The organism is Salmonella sp. SJTUF15570 (assembly GCF_043357055.1).
Classification (GTDB): Bacteria; Pseudomonadota; Gammaproteobacteria; order Enterobacterales; family Enterobacteriaceae; genus Salmonella; species Salmonella enterica.
In genome coordinates this window covers 22,601-42,833 of the sequence record NZ_JBEUKJ010000010.1, presented here as the reverse complement: position 1 = coordinate 42,833, position 20,233 = coordinate 22,601, and the positions used below count along the sequence as shown (strand labels likewise).

The following is a 20,233-nucleotide window of genomic DNA, read 5'->3' as shown; positions in this document are numbered from 1 at the left end:
CACAGTTCGTTTTTTATCATTTAGCCATACAAATCATATGGAATGTTTGATTTCGCGCATAATCGCTCACTATTCGAAAATGAAACGTGATTTCGTGCGCCTTTCTGAACATTGGTCATAAAACTGTAACAATATGTGCTGTAATTCACATTAACGTGACGTATCTTTACTTAACATCGCGGCCACACTGGGAGCAGCGGGGTTGTTTGAACAAACTGCGGTGTTTACCTCTAAATAAAATACGGGCCACGGAGGCTACAATATGTTGAGTATTTTTAAACCAGCGCCGCATAAAGCGCGCTTGCCAGCGGCGGAGATTGATCCGACCTATCGCCGATTACGCTGGCAGATTTTCCTGGGGATATTCTTTGGCTATGCCGCGTATTATCTGGTGCGCAAGAACTTTGCCCTCGCGATGCCCTACCTGGTAGAACAGGGTTTTTCACGCGGCGATCTGGGCTTTGCGCTGTCCGGGATTTCCATCGCTTATGGTTTTTCGAAATTTATAATGGGTTCGGTGTCCGATCGCTCGAATCCGCGCGTTTTCCTGCCGGCAGGGTTGATTCTGGCCGCAGCAGTCATGTTGTTTATGGGCTTTGTACCGTGGGCGACATCCAGCATCGCCGTGATGTTTGTGCTGTTGTTCCTTTGCGGCTGGTTCCAGGGGATGGGGTGGCCGCCGTGCGGACGTACGATGGTTCACTGGTGGTCGCAGAAAGAGCGCGGCGGCATTGTGTCGGTCTGGAACTGTGCGCATAACGTCGGCGGCGGGATCCCGCCACTGCTGTTCCTGCTGGGGATGGCGTGGTTTAACGACTGGAAAGCGGCGCTCTATATGCCAGCCTTTGGCGCGATTGTGGTGGCGCTGTTCGCTTTCGCAATGATGCGCGATACGCCGCAATCCTGCGGTCTGCCGCCTATCGAAGAGTATAAAAACGACTATCCGGACGACTACAACGAAAAAGCGGAAGAAGAGCTGACTGCGAAGCAGATCTTCATGCAGTACGTACTGCCAAACAAACTGTTGTGGTACATCGCTATCGCCAACGTGTTTGTTTATCTGCTGCGCTACGGCATCCTCGACTGGTCGCCGACCTACCTGAAAGAAGTGAAGCATTTCGCACTGGATAAATCCTCCTGGGCCTACTTCCTGTATGAATACGCGGGTATTCCGGGCACGCTGCTGTGTGGCTGGATGTCGGATAAAGTCTTCCGCGGCAACCGTGGCGCGACCGGCGTATTCTTTATGACCCTGGTGACTATCGCGACCATCGTTTACTGGATGAACCCGGCAGGGAACCCGAACGTTGATATGGCTTGTATGATTATCATCGGCTTCCTGATCTACGGCCCGGTAATGTTGATCGGTCTGCACGCGCTGGAACTGGCGCCGAAAAAAGCGGCGGGTACGGCGGCGGGCTTTACCGGTCTGTTTGGTTACCTGGGCGGTTCTGTCGCTGCAAGCGCCATTGTGGGTTATACCGTTGACTTCTTCGGTTGGGATGGCGGTTTTATGGTGATGATTGGCGGCAGCATTCTGGCGGTAATCCTGCTGGTGGTCGTGATGATTGGTGAAAAACGCCATCATGATGAGCTGCAGTTAAAACGCAACGGAGGCTAATAACATGAAAACCACACTGAAAAACCTTAGCGTGGCGTTAATGTTGGCAGGAATGACCATCGGAAGCGGCGCCGTGGCGGCTGAAAAAGTCGTTATCGCCCACCGTGGCGCCAGCGGTTATCTGCCGGAGCATACGCTACCGGCGAAAGCGATGGCGTATGCGCAAGGGGCAGATTATCTGGAACAGGATTTAGTGATGACAAAGGACGACCATCTGGTCGTCCTCCATGACCACTACCTTGACCGGGTGACTGACGTCGCTGACCGTTTTCCGGACCGGGCGCGTAAAGATGGGCGCTATTACGCTATCGATTTTACGCTGGATGAAATTAAATCCCTGAAGTTCACCGAAGGGTTTGATATTGAAAACGGCAAAAAAGTACAAACTTATCCGGGCCGTTTCCCGATGGGAAAATCTGATTTCCGCATTCATACCTTTGAAGAGGAAATTGAATTCGTTCAGGGATTAAATCACTCTACCGGTAAAAATATCGGTATTTATCCGGAAATTAAAGCGCCGTGGTTCCATCATCAGGAAGGGAAAGATATTGCCGCGAAAACGCTGGAAGTGCTGAAGAAGTATGGTTACACCGGCAAGCAGGACAATGTCTATTTGCAGTGTTTTGATGTCGCTGAGCTGAAACGTATTAAGAATGAACTGGAACCCAAAATGGGGATGGATCTCAATCTGGTTCAACTTATTGCGTATACCGACTGGAATGAAACACAGCAGAAACAGCCGGACGGTCGTTGGGTAAATTACAACTACGACTGGATGTTTAAGCCGGGCGCCATGAAGCAGGTGGCGGAATATGCGGACGGTATTGGTCCGGATTACCATATGCTGGTCGCGGAAGGCTCAACGAAAGGGAATATCAAGCTGACTGGAATGGTGCAAGACGCGCATCAGAATAAGATGGTAGTGCATCCTTACACTGTGCGTGCCGATCAATTGCCGGACTATGCCACAGACGTCAATCAGTTGTACGACATCCTGTATAACAAGGCGGGTGTCGACGGGCTGTTCACTGACTTCCCGGATAAGGCGGTCATGTTCCTGCAAAAAAATGACTAAAGGCTTGCCATAGTAGAAGTGACGCGCCGGATGAGGGCATAAACGCCTCATCCGGCCTGGCGCAACGTTTGCCAGCGTAAGTCTGGTAAACGCAATACCATCAGGCGGGGTTGTTTTATAGCAACCCCTCATCGGTCAGTGTTTCCATACATTTTTGTAATAAAAATAGCGGACTTCCTTCTACCGGCGGTTCTTTTGCTAACAGGGAAATTTGTCGATAAAAGGTGGGTTCCAGCGCCACGGAGCATAATTTTCCTGTCGTGGCTTTTAAGGTTAATTCTGGCAATAAGGCGATACCTAATCCCTGGCGAATAAAATTCAGCGCAGTATCGGGATGGTTAAATTCATATTTAAATATCGGCTCAATACCCTTTTCTTTAAACAACGCCATAATGCTTAATTCATAACGACCTTTACTGACAATAAGTGGTTCGTCCATCAGTTCTTCGACCGTTACTGTACTATTGGCCGCCAGGGGATGATTTTCAGGCACCACTACGGTGAATTTATCCCGGTAAATGGGGACGCAATACATACCGTTGACCGGAAAAGGAACGAAACCGGCATCAATACTTCCGTCCTGCAGCGAATCAATAATAGCCGTACTGTTCTCTTCATAGGGGATAATTTTTACATTTGGATGATGGCTTTCAAAATAGCGAATGACGCCGGGTAAAATGCAGGCGCAGGCGCTGGGAAAACAGCCAATCCGTAGCGTACGGGCCGGGTTCTTTTTTTCTTGTTCGGCAATCTCTTTTACCGCGTTGACGTCGCGCTGGATCGCGCGTAAGTGCCTGACGATGCGGCTACCGGCGGCGGTAAGCTCAATCTCTTTACGACGCTCACGAATCAATATGTCAACGCCGAGCTCCTCCTCAAGCGCGGAGATGGCCTGGCTGACGGCGGATTGCGTCATGTATAGCCGTTTGCTGGCTTCGGTAAATCCGCCGTACTCCAGTACGGCAAGCAGGGCATGGATTTGGGTTAGCGTCATTAGTAAAACCTAATCAATATAATTAAAACGATTAATTTTTCTAATAGAGTGCACTTGTTTATACTGCGATTCTATCGAATACATCACATTTTGACGCACCTGATAGGTGTTCAGTTGAGCTGAGCGTTGCCTGCGTGCGCCATCTGAGCGGGTCGTTAAGAATGAAAGAAAAATTATGGACGAAGGATTTTTGGGCAATCACCATAGTCAGTTTTATTATCTTTTTTGTTTTTTATGTACTGCTAACTTTATTACCCATTTATATCGCTGACCGCCTGCATGCTTCTGCAGATAAGGCCGGGCTGTTAGTGACATGTTTCCTGGCCGCGGCAATTGTTATTCGGCCGTTTGCCGGGCAGTGGGTGGGAAAATATTCGAATAAAAAGATTCTGGTGCTCTCTTCTCTGGCTTTTTTGGTGATTACTGCGCTGTATCCGGTTTGCCATTCTATCGAGTCGCTGCTCTTTATCCGCGTACTTCATGGGATTACGTTTGGTGTTATTACCACGGTAAAAGGAACTATTTCAGCGCGGTTAATTCCGGCCTCCCGACGTGGAGAGGGCATCAGCTTTTTCTCTTTAGCGATGGGCCTGGCGATGGTCGTAGGACCGTGGATCGGTTTGAATATGGCCCGCTGGAACGCGTTCACTGCCGCATTCTGGCTTTGTTCCGCTGTAGCGGCGTTAGGGATTGTACTTTCCCTGATTGTGACGGTCCCTCCGGTAATTCGTCATGCCGATGGTTCGAAACCGAATCTGGGTTTTGCCGCGATGTTTGACCGCGCCGCCTTGCCTTTTGCGCTGGTCACCTTTTTTATGACTTTCTCCTATGCCGGCGTATCGGCTTTCCTGGCGCTGTATGCGCGTGAGCTGGATTTAATGGCGGCGGCCAGTAATTTCCTGCTGTGCTACGCGATTTTCCTGATGATATGCCGTACCTTCACCGGGAATATTTGTGATAAAAAAGGGCCGAAATATGTTGTTTTCCCATGCCTGTTGGCTTTTACCATCGGTCTGGTGGCGCTGGGCTACACCAATGGCAGCATCATGATGATTATTTCCGGCGGTCTCATCGGTATCGGCTACGGTTCGGTCACGCCGGTTTTCCAGACGCAAATTATCAGCTCGGTTGAACCGCATAAAATCGGCGTGGCGAATTCACTGTTCTTTAACGCGATGGATGCCGGAATGGCGATTGGCGCCTTTATCATGGGAATGATGGTTGAGTCGGTTGGCTATCGTATGATTTATGTCGCTGGCGCGGTGCTGGTGGTACTCGCTGGCGCACTGTATGCCGTGCAGATGAAAAAACGTGGCGTGATGCCTTTGGTTTCCACCAGCGAGTTGCACTGAGTTACATCTCGATTTCGATATCGCCTTTTGCCCTGCAGCAGCAGGGCAAAATCTCTCCCGGCTGGATAAACGCTAAAGGTTCCGTAATCCAGTCAACCTGACCGGCAACCAGTCGGGTACGACAGGAGCCGCAATAACCTTCGCGGCACTGATACTCCACCTCAACGTTATGCGATTCCAGCGCGGCCAGCAGAGAAGGGTGTTCATCCTGGCACAGCAGCTGTGTGCCAGTGATACGCAGCGTGACGCGTCCCATCAGAGCTGGAAATTACTCAGATCGTCGGTATCGACTTCCGAATCGATTTGTCCGACCAGATAAGAGCTAACTTCCACTTCCTGTGGCGCGACCTGAACGTTATCGGACACCAGCCAGGTATTGATCCACGGGATTGGGTTGGAGCGGGTCTGGAACGGCAGATCCAGCCCCACCGCCTGCATACGAATATTAGTAATATATTCAACGTATTGGCACAGGATATCTTTATTCAGGCCGATCATCGAACCGTCGCGGAACAGATAGTCCGCCCACTCTTTTTCCTGCTGCGCCGCCTGCACGAACAGGTCATAACATTCCTGTTTACACTCTTCGGCGATTTCCGCCATCTCCGGGTCGTCCACGCCGCTACGCAACAGGTTCAGCATATGTTGCGTGCCGGTCAGATGCAGAGCTTCGTCACGAGCGATCAGACGGATAATTTTGGCGTTGCCTTCCATCAGTTCACGCTCGGCAAATGCGAAAGAGCAGGCGAAGCTGACGTAGAAGCGGATGGCTTCCAGCGCGTTCACACTCATCAGGCACAGATACAGTTTTTTCTTCAGCTCACGCAGATTCACGACAACCGTTTTGCCATTAACGGTATGGGTGCCTTCACCGAGCAGATGCCAGTAGCTGGTCATCTCAATAAGTTCGTCGTAGTAGGCGGAGATCCCTTCGGCGCGCTTCTGAATTTGCTCATTGGTCACGATATCGTCAAACACGACCGCCGGATCGTTGACGATGTTACGAATAATGTGGGTGTAGGATCGTGAGTGAATCGTCTCAGAAAACGCCCAGGTCTCTACCCACGTCTCCAGCTCCGGGATGGAAATGAGCGGCAGCAGGGCGACGTTCGGGCTACGTCCCTGAATGGAATCCAGCAGCGTCTGGTATTTGAGGTTGCTGATGAAGATATGTTTTTCGTGCTCCGGCAACGCCTGATAATCGATACGATCGCGGGAGACGTCGACCTCTTCCGGACGCCAGAAGAAAGAGAGCTGTTTTTCGATCAGTTTTTCGAAGATGTCATATTTCTGCTGGTCATAGCGTGCAACGTTGACCGGCTGGCCAAAGAACATGGGTTCCTTGAGCTGATCGTTTTTCGTCTGTGAAAAAGTGGTGTATGCCATTGAAGTGAATCCTTTATGGGATGAGCGCCGGATGGCGGCGCAAGCGCCTTATCCGGCCTACAAACCGTACAATCGTAGGCCGGGTAAGCATAGCGCTACCCGGCACTATTCATCAGATCTTACAAGCGCCGCTTTCGCAGCCATCGTCCTGAATAGAAGGCGCCAAATCGTCCTGCGCATCTTCCGCGCCGTCGCGGGTATTTTGATAGTACAGCGTTTTCACGCCAAACTTATACGCGGTGAGCAAATCTTTCAGCAGTTGCTGCATCGGCACTTTTCCTGACGGGAAACGTGACGGATCGTAGTTGGTATTGGCGGAAATCGACTGATCGATAAACTTCTGCATGATACCCACCAGTTGCAGATAACCGTCGTTGTTCGGCATCTCCCACAACAGTTCGTAAGCGTCTTTCAGATGCTCATAATCCGGCACGACCTGACGCAAAATACCGTCTTTCGAGGCCTTGATGCTGACGTAGCCGCGCGGCGGCTCAATGCCGTTGGTGGCGTTGGAGATCTGGGACGACGTTTCCGACGGCATTAGCGCCGATAGCGTGGAGTTACGCAGACCGTGGGTTTTGATCGACTCACGCAGCTGTTCCCAGTCGTAGTGCAGCGGTTCGTTGACGATCGCATCCAGATCTTTTTTGTAGGTGTCGATCGGCAAAATGCCTTTTGCATAGGTGGTTTCGTTGAACCATGGGCAGGCGCCTTGCTCTTTCGCCAGTTCGTTGGACGCTTTAAGCAGATAGTACTGAATGGCTTCGAAGGTTTTATGCGTCAGATTATTGGCGCTGCCGTCGGAATAACGTTTACCGTTTTTCGCCAGCCAGTAGGCGAAGTTAATCACGCCAATGCCCAGCGTACGACGGCCCATTGCGCCGCGTTTGGCAGCCGGAATCGGGTAATCCTGATAATCGAGCAGAGCATCCAAAGCGCGTACTGCCAGAATAGCCAGTTCTTCCAGCTCGTCCAGAGTTTTAATGGCGCCCAGGTTGAATGCAGACAACGTACACAACGCAATTTCGCCGTTTTCATCGTTGACATCGTTCAGCGGTTTGGTCGGCAGGGCAATCTCCAGACACAGGTTAGACTGGCGTACCGGGGCGACAACCGGATCGAACGGACTGTGAGTATTGCAGTGGTCAACGTTCTGGATATAGATACGACCGGTAGAGGCGCGTTCCTGCATCATCAGCGAGAACAGTTCGACCGCTTTCACACGCTGTTTGCGGATGCTGTCGTCGTTTTCATATTTCACGTACAGGCGTTCGAATTCGTCCTGGTCGGCGAAGAACGCATCGTATAGCCCGGGTACATCGGACGGACTGAACAGCGTAATGTCGCCGCCCTTCAGCAGGCGGGTGTACATCAGTTTGTTGATCTGTACGCCGTAGTCCATGTGACGTACGCGGTTACCTTCCACGCCACGGTTGTTTTTCAGTACCAGCAGGCTTTCCACTTCCAGGTGCCACATCGGGTAGAACAGTGTCGCCGCGCCGCCGCGCACGCCGCCCTGCGAGCAGGATTTCACCGCCGTCTGGAAGTGCTTGTAGAACGGAATACAGCCGGTGTGGAACGCTTCGCCGCCACGAATCGGGCTACCCAGCGCACGAATGCGTCCCGCGTTGATGCCGATACCGGCGCGCTGAGAAACGTATTTCACAATCGCGCTGGAGGTGGCGTTGATGGAATCCAGACTGTCGCCACACTCGATCAGTACGCAGGAGCTGAACTGACGGGTCGGGGTACGCACGCCGGACATGATGGGCGTCGGCAGCGAGATTTTGAACGTAGAGACCGCATCGTAAAAACGTTTTACATAGTCAAGACGCGTTTCACGCGGGTAGTTCGAGAACAGGCAGGCCGCTACCAGAATGTAGAGGAACTGCGCGCTTTCATAGATTTCACCGGTCACGCGGTTTTGCACCAGATATTTCCCTTCCAGCTGCTTAACGGCAGCGTAGGAGAAGGTCATATCGCGATCGTGAACGATAAACGAATCCATCTGCTTGAACTCTTCTTCCGTGTAGTCTTCCAGCAGATGATTGTCGTATTTGCCAAGCTCAACCATTTTTACCACATGGTGGTAAAGTGCGGGCGGCTCAAACTGGCCGAAGGCTTTCTTACGCAGGTGGAAAATCGCCAGACGCGCAGCCAGGTATTGATAATCCGGCGCATCGCGAGAGATCAGGTCTGCGGCGGCCTTAATGATAGTTTCATGGATATCGGAGGTCTTAATCCCATCATAAAACTGAATATGCGAGCGTAGCTCGACCTGAGAAACCGATACGTTATTCAGTCCTTCTGCCGCCCAATCAAGCACGCGATGAATTTTGTCGAGATTGATGCGCTCAGTACGGCCGTCACGCTTTGTCACCAGCAGACTCTGATTCATGTGGTTTTCTACCTGTTTACCTGTCCGTGAAAGAAAAATATCCCCCCGCTTATCCACAACGCCACGTTGTGACTAACTCTGTGGATAAATACTATATATAGGGGGTAATCGATAAGTGAAACGCTATATGGTGAGTATTCTAGTAGGGATTCTTTTGAGTACAAGAGTTGATTTTGGCGTTAAATTGCGGTTGCAAAAGCGTAAGAATCGCTAAATGCGCGTCTGATAAGGCCTGGAGAGGATGTCAACAATTCATAAAAAAAAATCAAAATTTGATCGAATGCTGATTTCTTCATCGAAGGGAAAGGTTGCGCCCGATGATCTAACGCAACCCTTATAGGAAAATTCTTTGATGTCAGGCTTTTTTAGCGCGGGTATGCAACATGTAGTTAACGTCTACTCCGGGACCGAGTTTGAAAGTATTGGTTATCGGGTTGTAGTGCAGCCCGGTGATATGTTGCTCTTTCAGGACGGTTTCATCTACCCAGCTTAACAGTTCAGCAGGCTTAATGAATTTCTTCACGTCGTGCGTGCCTTTTGGCACCATGCGCAGAATATACTCAGCGCCGACGACCGCCATCAGCCAGGATTTCCCATTGCGGTTCAACGTTGAGAAGAACACCTCGCCGCCGGGTTTAACCAGTTGGGCGCAGGCGTGGACGACCGATTGCGGATCGGGAACGTGCTCCAGCATTTCCATACAGGTGACGACGTCGTATTGCTGGGCGTGTTTTGCCGCATGTTCCTCAACCGTCTCCTGCACGTACTCTACCTCGATGCCGCTTTCCAGCGCATGCAGTTTGGCGACCTGCAAAGGCTCAAAGCCCATATCCAGCCCGGTGACGGTTGCGCCTTCGCGTGCCATACTTTCCGCCAGAATGCCGCCGCCGCAGCCGACGTCGAGTACCTTTTTACCAAACAGGCCGCCTGAGCGCTCAGTAATGTAGCCAAGGCGTAGAGGGTTGATGCGATGCAATGGCTTGAATTCGCCCTCCAGATCCCACCAGCGCGACGCGACGGCTTCGAATTTGGCGATTTCATTATGGTCAACGTTGTGAGCTACCGACGGTTTTTCAGTGTTCATGAGTACATGAGATTCCGCTATTGATCTATCGGGGCAGTATAGCAGGTGCAAAGTCGCTGCGTTATATCTACTGCCGTCTTTATTACGCTTTCAGCGCAAGAAGTTTTCTTGCGCGTTCTGTAAAACCGCTACCGATGTGGTGCGTGATAAAATTACAGACGCCCTCGACGTTGTTGTTTTTTAACATATCCAAAATAGTGGCATGTCCACGGTTAGAGCTGGTGATATATTCAGCGGTAAAATCCAGTCTGTAGCGAATTGCCAATAAACGTGCTGAGATCAACAGGTGTGCTTGTGAAATGTATTTATTATCGGCATATTTCACAAAAACATAATGAAAATCATGATCCAGTTTGAGGTAAGCTTGCGTATCTCGCTCTGCATTAATTTTTGCTGACTTCGATAAAATATTGCTTAATTCGACTATGACATTGTTAGCATTTTTCTCCATCGCTTCACGAATTGCGCCCTGTTCAAGGATAACCCTCATTTTGATGAGATCATTGATATCCTCGTCGGTGACAGAAAAAACAAATGTCCCACTGCGGGGAATGATGTTGACTAAGTTTTCATTATAGCTCAGCCAAATAAAAGCTTCACGAATTGGTGTTTTACTTACCATCAGAATATTTGATAGTTCATTTTCACTGATCGCTTGCCCAAGATCGAAATCGCCATGGATAATCATCTCCCTTATTTTCTCTTTAATCACCTGGGTGATGGATTTGGGTATTTCAATTGATATGTGACTAAAGTCACGCTTTAATCTATTTTTCATTTTCTTCTCCTCCATGGTTAAACCCGGCTCCATTGTAATTAATTTATTCAAAATTAACGGATCTAATATATCAGATATAAGAAAATTTACATACTTTATTGTTGTTATTGTATATTTCATTAAGTTTGCTTGCTGATATATCAGATATGACACATTAGCTTTTGAATTGTATTGTTTTTTACGTAACATCGATTCCGGTCAATACCCTTATTCATTGAATCATAAAAGGTGATGCAAAATGAGTAGTCCACAAGAAAATTTATACGATGCAATTCGTATTGTAAAAAGGAAAATCATTCCTTTGGCCTTTATTCTTTACTTTTTTAACTATATGGATCGTGTCAATATTGGGTTTGCTGCATTACGCATGAATGAATCTCTCGGTATTACGCCTGAGGATTTCGCTAATATTTCTTCTATATTCTTCATATCATATTTAATCTTTCAAATTCCGAGTAGCATTGGCTTGCAAAAGCTTGGTGCAAGAAAATGGATTAGTTCCATTATTATCGGCTGGGGAGCGGTAACTGGGCTGATTTTTTTTGCTAAAGATACTCAACATATTTTGCTGGCTCGCATTTTTTTGGGGGTATTTGAAGCTGGCTTTTTCCCGGGCATGGTTTATTATCTTGCATGCTGGTTCCCGGCTCGTGAGCGCGGAAAAGTCAATAGTTTCTTCATGTTATCTATTGCTGTTGCATCGGTATTGGCTGCACCGATGTCTGGTTGGATCATCGAGCATTTAAATACCCCGGATTATGAAGGCTGGCGCTGGCTTTTTGCTATTGAAGGGATCCCTACCGTATTCCTTGGCATCCTGACATTTTATTTACTGCCTGACAGTCCAGAAAAGGCTAAATGGCTTACGCCACAGCAGATATCGGCCTTAGTTAATAAATTACGCACTGACAATGAAACCGCAGCTGCATTAAATAAAAATACCAACTCATCCTTTCTTTCAGTAATCAAAAATCCAGTTTTGCTTCAGCTTTCTTTCGCCTACATGTTGATTCAGGCGGCTGCTCTGGCGGCAAACTACTGGTTGCCGGGGTTGGTGAAGGGATTTTCAGCTGATTTTACGGATACTGACGTCGGTTTAATCATGAGTATTCCGTTTATTTTCGCTATGTTCAGCATGCCCTGGTGGGGCTGGCATTCCGATAAAAAGAATGAACGAAAATGGCATGCTGCATTACCCATGTTTCTGGCAGGCTGTGGTTTTCTGATGATTGCTCTTGTCCCCTCAATGTCGTTGAGAATGCTGGGGCTAACGTTCTATGGTGTTGGGATCCTCAGCTATTACGGACCTTACTGGGCGCTGCCTTCTGCATTATTGTCGCCGTCAGGGTTGGCTATCAGCATTGCGTTTATTAACTCATGTTCAAGTCTTGGCGGATTCCTGATTAATAAATCACTGGGATTCGTTTCTACTCATTATGGTGCGACAGGAATATTTATTGTAGAGGCAATACTTTGCTTCGCTGCGGTAGCCGTTTTGGCGTTAATGAAAATTGATGTGAAAAAAGAAAAAAGCCAACAAACAAATGTTGTATCACGAACCTGATAAATGGAGAAATTATGAAAATTACGTCTATTGAAGTTTTTGACTGTGAATTAAAAAAAAGAGATCAAACGATGTCATCCTATAATCCAGTACTTATCCGGGTGAATACCGACTCAGGATTAAGTGGTATTGGCGAAGTAGGACTGGCCTATGGCGCAGGCGCTAAAGCTGGCGTAGGGATCATCAGAGATCTGGCGCCATTGATTGTGGGTGAAGATCCACTAAATATCGAAAAAATTTGGGAGTTCTTTTTCAGAAAGACTTTTTGGGGGATGGGGGGCGGGAACGTTTTTTATGCCGGAATGAGCGCTATTGATATTGCTCTTTGGGATATCAAAGGTAAATATTTAGGTGTACCTGTTTATCAGCTCCTTGGCGGGAAAACTAATGAAAAATTAAGAACCTATGCTAGTCAGTTACAATTTGGTTGGGGGGATAAACGCCAGATATTAGTGACACCTGATGAATATGCTGAGGCGGCGCGTGCGGCTCTTGACGATGGATATGATGCGATTAAAGTGGATCCACTCGAAATCGATCGTAATGGCGATGACTGTGTTTTTCAGAATAAAAATCGTAACTATTCAGGATTGTTACTGGCCGATCAATTAAAAATGGGGGAAGCGCGAATTGCCGCTATGCGTGAAGCAATGGGGGATGATGCTGATATTATCGTGGAAATCCATTCTCTTCTTGGTACAAACTCAGCTATTCAATTTGCGAAGGCGATAGAAAAGTATCGTATCTTTCTTTATGAAGAACCGATTCATCCATTAAATTCTGATAATATGCAGAAAGTTTCCCGTTCAACAACGATTCCAATCGCCACTGGCGAGCGTTCCTACACAAGATGGGGATACAGGGAATTACTGGAGAAGCAGTCTATTGCCGTAGCGCAACCTGATTTGTGTCTCTGCGGCGGAATTACCGAAGGAAAGAAAATCTGTGACTATGCTAATATTTATGACACCACTGTACAGGTGCATGTTTGCGGCGGTCCTGTTTCCACGGTAGCCGCGCTGCATATGGAAACAGCAATTCCCAACTTTATTATTCATGAGCATCATACCAATGCGATGAAAGCATCTATTCGGGAACTTTGTACCCACGATTATCAACCGGAAAATGGCTATTATGTCGCGCCGGAACAGCCCGGATTGGGTCAGGAATTAAACGATGAGGTAGTGAAAGAATACCTGGCCTATGTGATTAAATAGCATCTGGTGATACTGATTATGGTTTATGCCTCCCGGCATATCCCCTAAATAATTCGAGTTGCAGGATAAAATGGTTAACCGTCTTGAACAGCGCTTGCGCTAACCGCGACGGGGGGAGGCCCAGGGATGGGCCGAGTAACTCGCCGCCAACGCACATGAAACTTGAAGTATGACGGGTATACACGGGAGGTATTGATTTTCTAACCTCTTGCTGGCCAGGCCCCGATCTCCCCTGTGTCGCCTCTGAAGCCGATCGCCAATAAACGCCGAGGCCACGCTTATAAATGAAGAGAGCATGCGGCACCCGAATAAAGCATTGTCTGGCTGCATTCCGTTTACCAGTACGTGGGCGAATGTGTTATAATTTGCGACCTTTGAATCCGGGATACAGTAGAGGGATAGCGGTTAGATGAGCGACCTTGCGAGAGAAATTACACCGGTCAACATTGAGGAAGAGCTGAAGAGCTCCTATCTGGATTATGCGATGTCGGTCATTGTTGGCCGTGCGCTGCCGGATGTCCGAGATGGCCTGAAGCCGGTACACCGTCGCGTACTTTACGCCATGAACGTATTGGGCAATGACTGGAACAAAGCCTATAAAAAATCTGCCCGTGTCGTTGGTGACGTAATCGGTAAATACCATCCCCACGGCGATTCTGCAGTGTATGACACCATCGTTCGTATGGCGCAGCCATTCTCGCTGCGTTACATGCTGGTGGATGGTCAGGGTAACTTCGGTTCTATTGACGGCGACTCCGCGGCGGCAATGCGTTATACGGAGATCCGTCTGGCGAAAATCGCCCACGAACTGATGGCCGATCTCGAAAAAGAGACGGTGGATTTCGTGGATAACTATGACGGTACGGAAAAAATTCCGGACGTCATGCCGACCAAAATTCCGAATCTGCTGGTGAACGGTTCTTCCGGTATCGCAGTAGGTATGGCGACGAATATCCCGCCGCACAACCTGACGGAAGTGATTAACGGCTGCCTGGCGTATATCGACAACGAAGACATCAGCATTGAAGGGCTGATGGAACATATTCCGGGTCCGGACTTCCCGACCGCCGCGATCATCAACGGTCGTCGTGGTATCGAAGAAGCCTACCGTACCGGTCGTGGCAAAGTGTACATTCGCGCCCGCGCGGAAGTCGAAGCTGACGCCAAAACGGGCCGTGAAACCATCATCGTCCATGAAATTCCCTATCAGGTGAACAAAGCGCGCCTGATCGAGAAAATCGCCGAGCTGGTGAAAGATAAACGCGTGGAAGGCATCAGCGCGCTGCGTGACGAATCCGACAAAGACGGGATGCGCATCGTGATTGAAGTGAAACGCGATGCGGTGGGCGAGGTGGTGCTTAATAATCTCTACTCCCAGACCCAGCTACAGGTTTCCTTCGGTATTAACATGGTGGCGCTGCATCACGGCCAGCCGAAGATCATGAACCTGAAAGACATCATTTCAGCGTTCGTGCGCCACCGCCGTGAAGTGGTGACGCGTCGTACTATTTTTGAACTGCGTAAAGCCCGTGACCGCGCGCATATCCTTGAAGCTCTGGCGATTGCGCTGGCCAACATCGACCCGATTATCGAACTGATTCGCCGCGCGCCAACGCCGGCAGAAGCAAAAGCGGCGCTGATTTCGCGTCCGTGGGATCTGGGCAACGTTGCTGCGATGCTCGAGCGCGCTGGTGATGACGCTGCGCGTCCGGAATGGCTGGAGCCAGAATTTGGCGTGCGTGACGGTCAGTATTACCTGACTGAGCAGCAGGCGCAGGCGATTCTGGATCTGCGTTTGCAGAAACTGACCGGCCTGGAGCATGAAAAACTGCTCGACGAATACAAAGAGCTGCTGGAGCAGATTGCTGAACTGCTGCACATTCTGGGCAGCGCCGATCGCCTGATGGAAGTGATCCGCGAAGAGATGGAGTTAATTCGCGATCAGTTCGGCGATGAGCGTCGTACCGAAATCACCGCCAACAGCGCCGATATTAATATCGAAGATCTGATTAGCCAGGAAGATGTTGTCGTGACGCTGTCTCACCAGGGTTACGTCAAGTATCAACCGCTGACGGATTACGAAGCGCAACGTCGTGGTGGGAAAGGTAAATCTGCCGCGCGTATTAAAGAAGAAGACTTTATCGACCGCCTGCTGGTAGCCAACACCCATGACACCATCCTCTGCTTCTCCAGCCGGGGCCGTCTGTACTGGATGAAGGTCTATCAGTTGCCGGAAGCCAGCCGTGGCGCGCGCGGTCGTCCGATCGTCAATCTACTGCCGCTGGAAGCCAACGAACGTATCACCGCGATTCTGCCGGTTCGTGAGTACGAAGAAGGCGTCAACGTCTTTATGGCGACCGCCAGCGGTACCGTGAAGAAAACGGCGCTGACCGAATTCAGCCGTCCGCGTTCCGCCGGTATTATCGCGGTGAACCTCAACGACGGCGACGAGCTGATTGGCGTTGACCTGACTTCTGGTTCTGACGAAGTCATGCTGTTCTCGGCCGCGGGCAAAGTGGTGCGCTTCAAAGAAGACGCCGTCCGTGCGATGGGGCGTACCGCGACCGGTGTGCGCGGTATTAAGCTGGCGGGAGACGATAAAGTCGTCTCTCTGATCATCCCACGCGGCGAAGGCGCTATTCTGACCGTAACGCAAAACGGCTACGGGAAGCGTACCGCAGCGGACGAGTACCCGACCAAGTCTCGTGCGACGCAGGGCGTTATCTCTATCAAAGTGACCGAGCGCAACGGTTCCGTTGTCGGTGCGGTACAGGTAGACGATTGCGACCAGATCATGATGATCACGGATGCCGGTACTCTGGTGCGTACCCGTGTGTCCGAGATCAGCGTAGTGGGACGTAATACCCAGGGCGTTATCCTTATCCGCACGGCGGAAGATGAAAACGTGGTGGGTCTGCAACGCGTTGCTGAACCGGTAGATGACGAAGAACTCGACGCTATCGACGGCAGCGTGGCGGAAGGGGATGAGGATATCGCCCCGGAAGCGGAAAGCGATGACGACGTTGCGGATGACGCTGACGAGTAATGTTATTGCTGTGCGAGGGCCGGATATCCGGCCCTTTTTCTTTGCCGTTGCGGGCTACGTCATTTACCGCTACCTTAGTCACACTCTATTTACATCCTGAGGCGGAGCTTCGCCCCTTTGAAATACCTTGCTTCCTTTCGAACTACGCTGAAAGTCTCGCGCTACTTATTCAGAGCGTTAGCGTTACTCATTTGGCTTTTAATCGCCTTTGTTTCGGTGTTTTACATCGTCAATGCCCTGCACCAGCGGGAATCTGAAATTCGTCAGGAGTTCAACCTTAGCTCCGATCAGGCGCAGCGTTTTATCCAGCGCACATCGGACGTGATGAAAGAGCTCAAATATATCGCCGAGAACCGTTTAACGGCGGAAAACGGCGTCATGTCGTCGCGTGCGCGTGATGACAAAATGGTGGTGCCGGACTTTGAACCGCTATTCGCCGACTCAGACTGTGCGGCGATGGGCTCCGCCTGGCGCGGTTCGCTGGAGTCGCTGGCCTGGTTTATGCGTTACTGGCGCGACAACTTTTCAGCGGCGTATGATCTTAACCGCGTTTTCCTGATTGGCAGCGATAACCTCTGTATGGCGAATTTCGGCCTGCGTGAAATGCCCGTGGAGCGCGATGATGCGTTAAAAGCGTTACATGAGCGGATTATGAAATACCGCAACGCGCCGCAGGAAGAAAGTGGGAATAACCTTTTCTGGATAAGCCAGGGCGCGCGTCAGGGCGTGGGCTACTTTTATGCGCTGACGCCGGTGTATCTGGCCAATCGTCTGCAGGCGCTGCTGGGCGTTGAGCAGTCCATCCGTATGGAAAATTTTTTCACGCCCGGCAGTTTGCCGATGGGCGTCACTATTATTGATGAGAACGGCCATTCGCTGATTTCGTTGACCGGTCCTGACGGCAATATTAAAGCGGAGCCGCGCTGGATGCAGGAGCGCTCCTGGTTTGGTTATACGCCAGGTTTTCGCGAACTGGTACTCAAAAAAAGCCTGCCGCCATCCTCGCTCAGTATTGTCTATTCTGTGCCTGTAGATTTAGTCCTGGAGCGTATTCGTATTCTTATCCTGAATGCTATCCTGCTGAACGTGCTGGTGGGCGCAGGGCTGTTTACGCTTGCGCGGATGTATGAGCGGCGAATTTTCATTCCGGCGGAGAGCGATGCCCAGCGTCTGGAAGAGCATGAACAGTTCAACCGTAAAATCGTCGCCTCCGCGCCGGTGGGGATCTGTATTCTGCGCACTATCGATGGTGTCAATATTCTGAGTAACGAACTGGCGCACACCTACCTGAACATGCTCACGCATGAAGACAGACAGCGCCTGACGCAAATCATTTGCGGCCAGCAGGTCAACTTTGTTGATGTATTGACCAGCAATAATACCAATTTGCAAATTAGCTTCGTCCATTCCCGCTATCGCAATGAAAACGTCGCGATTTGCGTGTTGGTAGATGTGAGTACGCGCGTCAAAATGGAAGAGTCGCTGCAGGAGATGGCGCAGGCGGCGGAGCAGGCAAGCCAGTCTAAATCCATGTTCCTTGCGACGGTCAGCCATGAATTGCGCACACCGCTGTACGGTATCATTGGCAATCTCGATCTGCTGCAAACCAAAGAGTTGCCAAAAGGCGTGGATCGTCTGGTCACGGCGATGAATAACTCCTCCAGTCTGTTGCTGAAAATTATCAGCGACATTCTCGACTTCTCGAAAATTGAGTCGGAACAGCTAAAGATTGAGCCGCGCGAATTTTCACCGCGAGAGGTGATGAACCATATCACCGCCAATTATCTGCCGCTGGTGGTGCGTAAGCAGCTCGGCCTGTATTGTTTTATTGAGCCTGACGTGCCGGTATCGCTGAACGGCGACCCGATGCGTTTACAGCAGGTCATTTCAAACCTGTTGAGCAACGCCATTAAGTTTACCGATATTGGCTGCATCGTGCTGCATGTGCGCTGTGATGGGGATTATCTCAGCATTCGCGTGCGGGATACCGGCGTCGGTATTCCGGCAAAAGAGGTGGTTCGCCTGTTCGATCCCTTCTTCCAGGTGGGAACCGGCGTACAGCGTAACTTTCAGGGGACCGGTCTGGGGCTGGCGATTTGCGAAAAATTGATCAGCATGATGGACGGCGATATTTCCGTCGATTCGGAGCCGGGCATGGGAAGCCAGTTTACGCTGCGCATCCCGCTTTATGGCGCGCAATACCCTGTGAAAAAGAGCGTGGAAGGACTCGCCGGAACCTGCTGTTGGCTGGCGGTGCGCAATACTTCTTTGTGCCAGTTTATTGAGACCAGTCTGGCGCGTAGCGGCGTTCATACGCAGCGTTATGAAGGGCAAGAACCCGCCGCAGACGATATTTTGATTGTCGATGACGCGCTGGAGCATACCTGGCAGGGGAGGGCGGCGGTCGTCTTTTGCCGCCGTCATATCGGGATTCCATTGGAAAGAGCGCCTGGCGAGTGGGTGCATAGTGTGGCGTCGGTGCATGAGTTGCCCGCGCTGTTGGCGCGTATCTATAGTATTGAGCTGGATAGTGAAGCGCTTTCCAGCGCATTGCCGACGACGGATAAAACCGCAGATTCAAATGACGACATGATGATTCTGGTCGTTGACGATCATCCGATCAATCGCCGTCTGCTGGCCGATCAACTGGGATCGCTGGGGTATCAGTGTAAGACAGCCAATGATGGCGTGGACGCTCTGAATGTGCTGAGTAAAAATGCTATCGATATTGTTCTGAGCGATGTGAACATGCCGAACATGGACGGCTATCGCCTGACGCAGCGTATCCGTCAGCTTGGGCTGACGCTGCCGGTCGTCGGCGTGACGGCGAACGCGCTGGCGGAAGAGAAACAACGTTGCCTGGAGTCCGGTATGGACAGCTGTTTGTCGAAGCCTGTGACGCTGGATGTGTTGAAACAGACGCTGGCGGTGTATGCCGAACGAGTACGTAAAACGCGGGCATAAAAAATGCCGGATGGCGGCGTCGCCTGTCCGGCCTGTAAAAGATGAGTCGACTGGTAGGCCTGATAAGCGTAGCGCCATCAGGCTGGGTAACATAAAAGCGATTTATTCTTTGTCTGTCGGACTCAGGGTGACGGAAGAGAGATAGTTGAGCAGCGCGATATCATTCTCTACGCCCAGTTTCATCATCGCCGATTTCTTCTGGCTGCTGATGGTCTTAATGCTGCGGTTGAGCTTCTTGGCGATTTCGGTGACCAAAAAGCCCTCGGCGAACAGGCGTAATACTTCGCTCTCTTTTGGCGACAGGCGCTTATCGCCGTAACCGCCTGCGCTGATTTTCTCCAGCAGACGAGAAACGCTTTCTGGGGTGAATTTTTTGCCTTTTTGCAGCGCGGCCAGCGCCTTAGGCAGATCGGTTGGCGCACCCTGCTTGAGTACGATCCCTTCAATATCAAGATCCAACACGGCGCTCAGGATCGCCGGATTGTTGTTCATGGTCAGAACGATAATAGACAGGCTCGGAAAATGACGCTTGATGTACTTGATCAAGGTGATCCCATCGCCGTATTTATCTCCCGGCATGGAGAGGTCAGTGATCAACACATGCGCATCTAATTTCGGCAGGTTGTTGATCAATGCTGTGGAATCTTCAAATTCGCCGACAACATTCACCCACTCGATTTGTTCAAGTGATTTGCGAATACCGAACAGTACAATCGGGTGGTCATCGGCAATAATTACGTTCATATTGTTCATG

The 20,233-nt window shown here is 50.3% G+C and carries 14 protein-coding genes; 7 read left to right on the top strand and 7 right to left on the bottom strand.

What is annotated here, in order from left to right; all coding sequences use genetic code 11:
* The first annotated feature begins 262 nt into the window (after window positions 1–262).
* Together glpT and glpQ are read left to right on the top strand one after the other, a co-directional pair.
* Window positions 263–1,621: a glycerol-3-phosphate transporter gene (glpT, locus tag ABVN44_RS18540; protein ID WP_000948739.1), complete on the top strand. Its 1,359-nt coding sequence runs from the start codon at window positions 263–265 to the stop codon at window positions 1,619–1,621.
* Between the two features lie 4 nt (window positions 1,622–1,625).
* Window positions 1,626–2,696, top strand: a complete 1,071-nt coding sequence (gene glpQ, locus ABVN44_RS18535; RefSeq protein WP_000858952.1) for a glycerophosphodiester phosphodiesterase — start codon at window positions 1,626–1,628, stop codon at window positions 2,694–2,696.
* A gap of 115 nt (window positions 2,697–2,811) precedes the next feature.
* On the opposite strand, the gene ABVN44_RS18530 is transcribed toward glpQ, so the two are convergent.
* A complete protein-coding gene (locus ABVN44_RS18530) occupies window positions 2,812–3,690 on the bottom strand; it encodes a LysR family transcriptional regulator (protein WP_000176719.1) in 879 nt (292 codons plus the stop codon).
* 161 nt (window positions 3,691–3,851) lie between these two features.
* Here ABVN44_RS18530 and ABVN44_RS18525 point away from each other — a divergent pair, with 161 nt between their 5' ends.
* A complete protein-coding gene (locus ABVN44_RS18525; RefSeq protein ID WP_000660247.1) occupies window positions 3,852–5,042 on the top strand; it encodes an MFS transporter in 1,191 nt (396 codons plus the stop codon).
* A 1-nt stretch (window position 5,043) separates the two neighbouring features.
* Here ABVN44_RS18525 and yfaE read toward each other — a convergent pair whose 3' ends face one another.
* From yfaE to ABVN44_RS18500, 5 genes are all read right to left on the bottom strand, one after another.
* Window positions 5,044–5,298 (bottom strand): ferredoxin-like diferric-tyrosyl radical cofactor maintenance protein YfaE, encoded by a 255-nt coding sequence (gene yfaE, locus ABVN44_RS18520; protein ID WP_000533921.1) that lies wholly within the window; start codon window positions 5,296–5,298, stop codon window positions 5,044–5,046.
* Entirely contained in the window at window positions 5,298–6,428 is a 1,131-nt protein-coding gene (gene nrdB / locus ABVN44_RS18515) for a class Ia ribonucleoside-diphosphate reductase subunit beta (RefSeq protein WP_000332026.1), read from the bottom strand. The genes yfaE and nrdB overlap by 1 nt, the downstream gene beginning before the upstream one ends.
* Before the next feature lie 112 nt (window positions 6,429–6,540).
* Window positions 6,541–8,826 (bottom strand): class 1a ribonucleoside-diphosphate reductase subunit alpha, encoded by a 2,286-nt coding sequence (gene nrdA, locus ABVN44_RS18510; RefSeq protein ID WP_001076494.1) that lies wholly within the window; start codon window positions 8,824–8,826, stop codon window positions 6,541–6,543.
* 355 nt (window positions 8,827–9,181) lie between these two features.
* A complete protein-coding gene (gene ubiG / locus ABVN44_RS18505; protein WP_001091009.1) occupies window positions 9,182–9,910 on the bottom strand; it encodes a bifunctional 2-polyprenyl-6-hydroxyphenol methylase/3-demethylubiquinol 3-O-methyltransferase UbiG in 729 nt (242 codons plus the stop codon).
* Between the two features lie 82 nt (window positions 9,911–9,992).
* On the bottom strand, window positions 9,993–10,877 hold the full coding sequence (locus tag ABVN44_RS18500) for a GntR family transcriptional regulator (RefSeq protein ID WP_000944714.1): 885 nt from the start codon (window positions 10,875–10,877) through the stop codon (window positions 9,993–9,995).
* Window positions 10,878–10,926: 49 nt separating this feature from the next.
* On the opposite strand from ABVN44_RS18500, the gene ABVN44_RS18495 reads away from it, so the two are divergent.
* From ABVN44_RS18495 to rcsC, 4 genes are all read left to right on the top strand, one after another.
* Entirely contained in the window at window positions 10,927–12,252 is a 1,326-nt protein-coding gene (locus ABVN44_RS18495; protein WP_000098078.1) for an MFS transporter, read from the top strand.
* Window positions 12,253–12,266: 14 nt separating this feature from the next.
* Window positions 12,267–13,469, top strand: coding sequence for a mandelate racemase/muconate lactonizing enzyme family protein (locus ABVN44_RS18490; protein WP_000705581.1), 1,203 nt, complete (start codon window positions 12,267–12,269; stop codon window positions 13,467–13,469).
* A gap of 409 nt (window positions 13,470–13,878) precedes the next feature.
* Complete coding sequence (gyrA, locus tag ABVN44_RS18485) at window positions 13,879–16,515, top strand: DNA topoisomerase (ATP-hydrolyzing) subunit A (RefSeq protein ID WP_001281271.1); 2,637 nt, start codon at window positions 13,879–13,881, stop codon at window positions 16,513–16,515.
* A gap of 117 nt (window positions 16,516–16,632) precedes the next feature.
* Entirely contained in the window at window positions 16,633–19,479 is a 2,847-nt protein-coding gene (gene rcsC / locus ABVN44_RS18480; RefSeq protein WP_000876084.1) for a two-component system sensor histidine kinase RcsC, read from the top strand.
* Between the two features lie 102 nt (window positions 19,480–19,581).
* Here rcsC and rcsB read toward each other — a convergent pair whose 3' ends face one another.
* Window positions 19,582–20,232: a response regulator transcription factor RcsB gene (gene rcsB / locus ABVN44_RS18475; RefSeq protein ID WP_001061919.1), complete on the bottom strand. Its 651-nt coding sequence runs from the start codon at window positions 20,230–20,232 to the stop codon at window positions 19,582–19,584.
* Between the last annotated feature and the right edge of the window lies 1 nt (window position 20,233).

What these genes read in the sequence shown, in the direction of transcription:
- ABVN44_RS18530 (WP_000176719.1), bottom strand. Translation starts at nt 3,690, where the DNA reads ATGACGCTAACCCAAATCCATGCCCTGCTTGCCGTACTGGAGTACGGC.
- nrdA (WP_001076494.1), bottom strand. Translation starts at nt 8,826, where the DNA reads ATGAATCAGAGTCTGCTGGTGACAAAGCGTGACGGCCGTACTGAGCGC.
- ubiG (WP_001091009.1), bottom strand. Translation starts at nt 9,910, where the DNA reads ATGAACACTGAAAAACCGTCGGTAGCTCACAACGTTGACCATAATGAA.
- glpQ (WP_000858952.1), top strand. Translation starts at nt 1,626, where the DNA reads ATGAAAACCACACTGAAAAACCTTAGCGTGGCGTTAATGTTGGCAGGA.
- glpT (WP_000948739.1), top strand. Translation starts at nt 263, where the DNA reads ATGTTGAGTATTTTTAAACCAGCGCCGCATAAAGCGCGCTTGCCAGCG.
- nrdB (WP_000332026.1), bottom strand. Translation starts at nt 6,428, where the DNA reads ATGGCATACACCACTTTTTCACAGACGAAAAACGATCAGCTCAAGGAA.
- ABVN44_RS18525 (WP_000660247.1), top strand. Translation starts at nt 3,852, where the DNA reads ATGAAAGAAAAATTATGGACGAAGGATTTTTGGGCAATCACCATAGTC.
- ABVN44_RS18490 (WP_000705581.1), top strand. Translation starts at nt 12,267, where the DNA reads ATGAAAATTACGTCTATTGAAGTTTTTGACTGTGAATTAAAAAAAAGA.
- rcsB (WP_001061919.1), bottom strand. Translation starts at nt 20,232, where the DNA reads ATGAACAATATGAACGTAATTATTGCCGATGACCACCCGATTGTACTG.
- yfaE (WP_000533921.1), bottom strand. Translation starts at nt 5,298, where the DNA reads ATGGGACGCGTCACGCTGCGTATCACTGGCACACAGCTGCTGTGCCAG.
- ABVN44_RS18500 (WP_000944714.1), bottom strand. Translation starts at nt 10,877, where the DNA reads ATGTTACGTAAAAAACAATACAATTCAAAAGCTAATGTGTCATATCTG.
- ABVN44_RS18495 (WP_000098078.1), top strand. Translation starts at nt 10,927, where the DNA reads ATGAGTAGTCCACAAGAAAATTTATACGATGCAATTCGTATTGTAAAA.
- gyrA (WP_001281271.1), top strand. Translation starts at nt 13,879, where the DNA reads ATGAGCGACCTTGCGAGAGAAATTACACCGGTCAACATTGAGGAAGAG.